At 58.9% G+C, this 3,995-nt stretch carries 4 protein-coding genes and 1 pseudogene; 1 reads left to right on the plus strand and 4 read right to left on the minus strand.

The genetic code is table 11. From position 1 onward, the window contains the following. Together JWQ61_RS05420 and JWQ61_RS05425 are read right to left on the minus strand one after the other, a co-directional pair. Positions 1-282: pseudogene (locus JWQ61_RS05420) on the minus strand (hypothetical protein); the annotation flags it as partial. Then, positions 279-1,607 carry a selenium-binding protein SBP56-related protein gene (locus JWQ61_RS05425; RefSeq protein WP_304359623.1) on the minus strand — a complete coding sequence of 443 codons (1,329 nt, stop codon included), beginning with the start codon at positions 1,605-1,607 and terminating at the stop codon, positions 279-281. The pseudogene JWQ61_RS05420 and the gene JWQ61_RS05425, both read right to left, overlap by 4 nt. A gap of 235 nt (positions 1,608-1,842) precedes the next feature. On the opposite strand from JWQ61_RS05425, the gene xth reads away from it, so the two are divergent. Then, complete coding sequence (gene xth, locus JWQ61_RS05430; RefSeq protein WP_304359624.1) at positions 1,843-2,616, plus strand: exodeoxyribonuclease III; 774 nt, start codon at positions 1,843-1,845, stop codon at positions 2,614-2,616. Positions 2,617-2,890: 274 nt separating this feature from the next. On the opposite strand, the gene JWQ61_RS05435 is transcribed toward xth, so the two are convergent. After that, on the minus strand, positions 2,891-3,280 hold the full coding sequence (locus tag JWQ61_RS05435; RefSeq protein WP_304359625.1) for a hypothetical protein: 390 nt from the start codon (positions 3,278-3,280) through the stop codon (positions 2,891-2,893). A gap of 247 nt (positions 3,281-3,527) precedes the next feature. After that, on the minus strand, positions 3,528-3,995 hold a 468-nt coding region (locus tag JWQ61_RS05440; protein ID WP_304359626.1), incomplete at its 5' end, for a molybdopterin cofactor-binding domain-containing protein.

The raw sequence follows: 3,995 nt of genomic DNA on the forward strand, positions 1-3,995 counted from the left end.
CAAAGTGGCGTACGCCAGCGGGCATCCCTTTGGATCGGTGCAATAGGTGTAGATGAAGGAAAAGACGGTGATCTTGCCGGTGGAGAACTCCGTAAATTTGTGCACGCTGCCGTCGCTGTCGAGCACCATTCCCTGCGGCGCGCGCATGATGCGCTCGAGCCGGTACGTACCCGGCGGCGGCGGGACGAATCCCAGCTTCGGCACTTGGGCCGACGCCGTTGTGGCCACAGCCAGCGCCAGCAACCATGCCGCCGCGCCGTGCAGGACGTTCGTGCGACTCACTTCCCGGCAAGCGCGGCTGCGCCCGGCCCGGCGACGGTGCCGCGCTGTAGGGAATTGGCGCCCAGCTTCATGTGGTGTGGACGACCCAGCTTGAGCTTATAGAAATCAACTGCCCAGGCATCTTTCAATTCCTTGCCATCCCACGCGAACAGCTTGACGAATTGCTCGTTGTCGCTACCCCTCTTGTCCCAGTTCTCCAGCAGCGAGGTGCTGACGTAGATCCGCTTGCCATCCCAGCTTTGGGAAATCATGTTCACTTGTGCGCCGGTATGTTTGGCGTAGGTTTGCCTTGGCGCTTCCGGATTGCTGATGTCGAAATAGCGCGTGCTGCCGTCCATGAAAGTATTGACCCACAGGCCTTTGCTGTCGGCCGTGATAGAAATGTCGACCGGCAACGGGATCTTGGCCGGGTCGCCGATCGTGGCCACTTCCTTTGCCTGCCACTCACCCTTGGCATCCTTTTTGATGAGCCACATCTTTGAGGTCAGCGCAGTGGTTGTGAGCGCCCAATCGTCGCCTTCCTTCAGTGACCAGCGGATCTCGAGCGGCGCGCCAGGCACGTTGAAGACCTTTTCCGGCTGCATCGCTTTCAGGTTCCACATCACCATCGTGGAGCCGAACTGCTTCATCGCAGACTGGTTCTTCATCAGCGTGCCCAGGTCCATCATGTAGTTGTTCCAGCCCGTGAAGCTCGACGTCAGCATCGCGTTCCGCGCCGGATTGATCGCAAGGTCGTAGCCGTGGCCATCGCCCCCATTTGCGGTCGGCATGTCGTATTTACTGATGAAGTCGCCACTATTGCTGTACATCGCCATACCGGTCGCACCGCCGCGATCCTTGGCATTCGACAGCGCGCCGATCAGCATGCGCCCAGGCATTGCGTAATAGGTATGCGGCCCGACCAGACCGGAGCGCGCGGATAAGTCCGTAATGGTTTTGACCAGCTTCGGATTGCCGGGTGCCGAATGAACGTCGAAAATATGGATCTTGCTATCGTCCAGTCCACCAGCCCACAGGAAACGCCGGTCGTCGGTGAAGCCGGCATGGTGCGCCTCGCCTCGCGCGCCGACCGACACCTGCGCCACCACCTGCCCGTATTTCTTCGAGCCGGGATTGACGTCGAGCGTGACCAGCTTGTCGAAGCCGTCGCCCATCCCCTTGACACCCAGCGTCCACACGTACAGGAAGTCTTCCTGCCCTTTGATCAGATTCGACAGGTAGGGCGAATTGCAGGTTTCGTCGGCTTGGGCGGGAACCAAGCCAAGTCCGGCTGCAGCCACGACCGATACAAACGCAATTGCCCGCTTTAATTTGCTGATGCGCATTCTGTTCTCCGGTGAGCCTGGTCGATTTCGATGTAAGGCTGAGACATCGCACAATGTACGCCTCTTTCGCTGATACTTATGCCTTAACAATGCTTGTTTAACATGATGTTGATCTTGCGCAAACCAGCGATGGTTTGCAAATTCGGTAGAATTTATTCGGCGCACGTCCATTCGTGCGGCTGTTGAACCAGTTCTGCCCTCAAAATAGCGTTGTCAGACCAACTACGGAGCACTCATGCGCATCGCCACCTTCAACGTCAATGGAATCAACAGCCGGCTGCCCGCCTTGCTGCAATGGCTCGACGAAAAACAGCCGGACGTAGCCTGTTTGCAGGAGCTGAAGGCGCCGCACGAGAAATTCCCAGAAGCTGCAATCAATGCGGCCGGCTACCAGGCGATATGGCACGGTCAGAAAAGCTGGAACGGCGTTGCGATCCTGGCACGCGGTGAGGCGCCGCATGAGGTGGGACGCGGCCTTGCCGGCGATCCCGAGGATCTGCAGAGCCGCTATATCGAGGCGGCGGTCAATGGCGTCACGATCGCCTGCCTGTACCTGCCCAATGGGAATCCGGCGCCCGGTCCCAAATTCGACTACAAACTGAAATGGTTCGACAGGCTGATCGCGCGCGGCGCGGAGTTGATCGAAAACGGTGCACCCGTCGTGCTGGCGGGAGACTTCAACGTCATGCCGACCGATATCGATGTCTACAAACCCGAGCGCTGGGTCGACGACGCGCTGTTCCGTCCCGAGACGCGCGCGGCGTTCCACCGCCTTATGGAACAAGGATGGACCGACGCGCTGCGCACCATGCATCCCGACGAGCGGATCTATACGTTCTGGGATTACTTCCGCAATGCGTATGGCCGCGATGCGGGACTACGCATCGACCATCTGCTGTTGAGTCCTGCACTCGCCGGCAAGCTGAAGGCGTCCGACGTCGACCGCGAAGTGCGCGGGCGGGAAAAACCCAGCGATCACGCGCCGACGTGGATTGAACTGGACTTGTAATGGCGCCGGGCCCCGCCAATTTACTGACCCTGCACCTTTCGCGCGAATCCCTTCACGGCAGCCGCGGCCTCCGTTGGAGCTACCGGGACTCACATGGTCATCTGGAATCCTGACTCTGCATTGGAGGTTAAAAACATGGACGGCACTATCATCGGGGGTTCAATCGGCGGCACTCGGCCTGGTGCATGAGTTGACCCACTCAATCGACCCGGACATGATGGATAACTTGGACAAGGAATGGAAGCTTCGCCCGTGTTCAAGGCGTTGTAGCGGCTTAATGGCCAAAGGTGAACCTGACAATAGCCATTGCCAATGCAAAGAGATATCCGAAAGCAAACTTATCCAGACGAATAATATCCTGGTCACGGCGCCGACGCCACGCACCGAGCGCAGCCATGGCCATGCCTGCAATGATGGGGGTAAACACCAAACTGACGATTTGCACACTGTGAGAGGCGATAAACAGCGCGGGGAATGCCCATAGGCTGAGCGCGCCTGCGATTACACCAAAAATTGTGTAACCGATTGCCGCGAGCCATGGGTTCGGCGGTTTTCGGAACGGTTCTCGCACACAGTGGAGCCCAAGTTCAGCCAGCGCTTCAAAGAGGATTTGAAGAAGGACTTCACCCACGAACTGAAAGAGAACTTCAAAGATTATCTCCATGGTGGAAAACGGCTATGGCTCATATCTCAACACCTTCTATTGTTTTGTTTCCGGGGGACGCCGGCATCTAAACGCGCTTCTTTGGGTGGAAGGACCGCTGGGCGCAAGCAGGCTCAAGGATACTGCTCGAGCGGATTAAGTCTACCGCGGATCAGTTCGCGGCAATAGATCAACCTTTGATGAGGGCGCGAGCTAGTTCTGGGTTCTGAACCGATGGGTCAGACCCCGGTTGACCTCGGCTAATCCGCTAGCGGCGCACTTGCAAGGTAGCGCGGACGCGGGCCCGGCTGAATGGCAGGTCGCGGAACCTTGTTCCGGTCGCATCTGCCAGCGCGTTGGCGATCGCAGCCGCGGCTGGGCCCTGGGCCGCTTCGCCGGTTCCCAGGAAAGGCTGGCCCGGCCGGTCGATCACATGCACTTCCACACTTTCCGGCACTTGCGGGAAACGCAGGATCGGATAGCTGGCCCAGTCGCGGCTGGTCATGTGCATGGTGTCGAACTGCGCTTCTTCGCACAAAGTCCAACTGGCTGATTGCACCAGTCCGCCTTCGATCTGGTTGCGGATCCCATCCAAATTGACGACTTCCCCGCTGTCGACCGCCGCCACGGCGCGCGTGATGCGCACCAGGCCCGTATCGCGGGCGACTTCGACCTCGAGCGCGATGGCGGCATACGCAGCAAGGTTTTTGTAGCGCGCAAAGGCGAAACCGCGGCC

Origin of the sequence: Collimonas fungivorans, from assembly GCF_028292705.1 — a bacterium.
Lineage (GTDB): Bacteria > Pseudomonadota > Gammaproteobacteria > Burkholderiales > Burkholderiaceae_D > Collimonas > Collimonas fungivorans_B.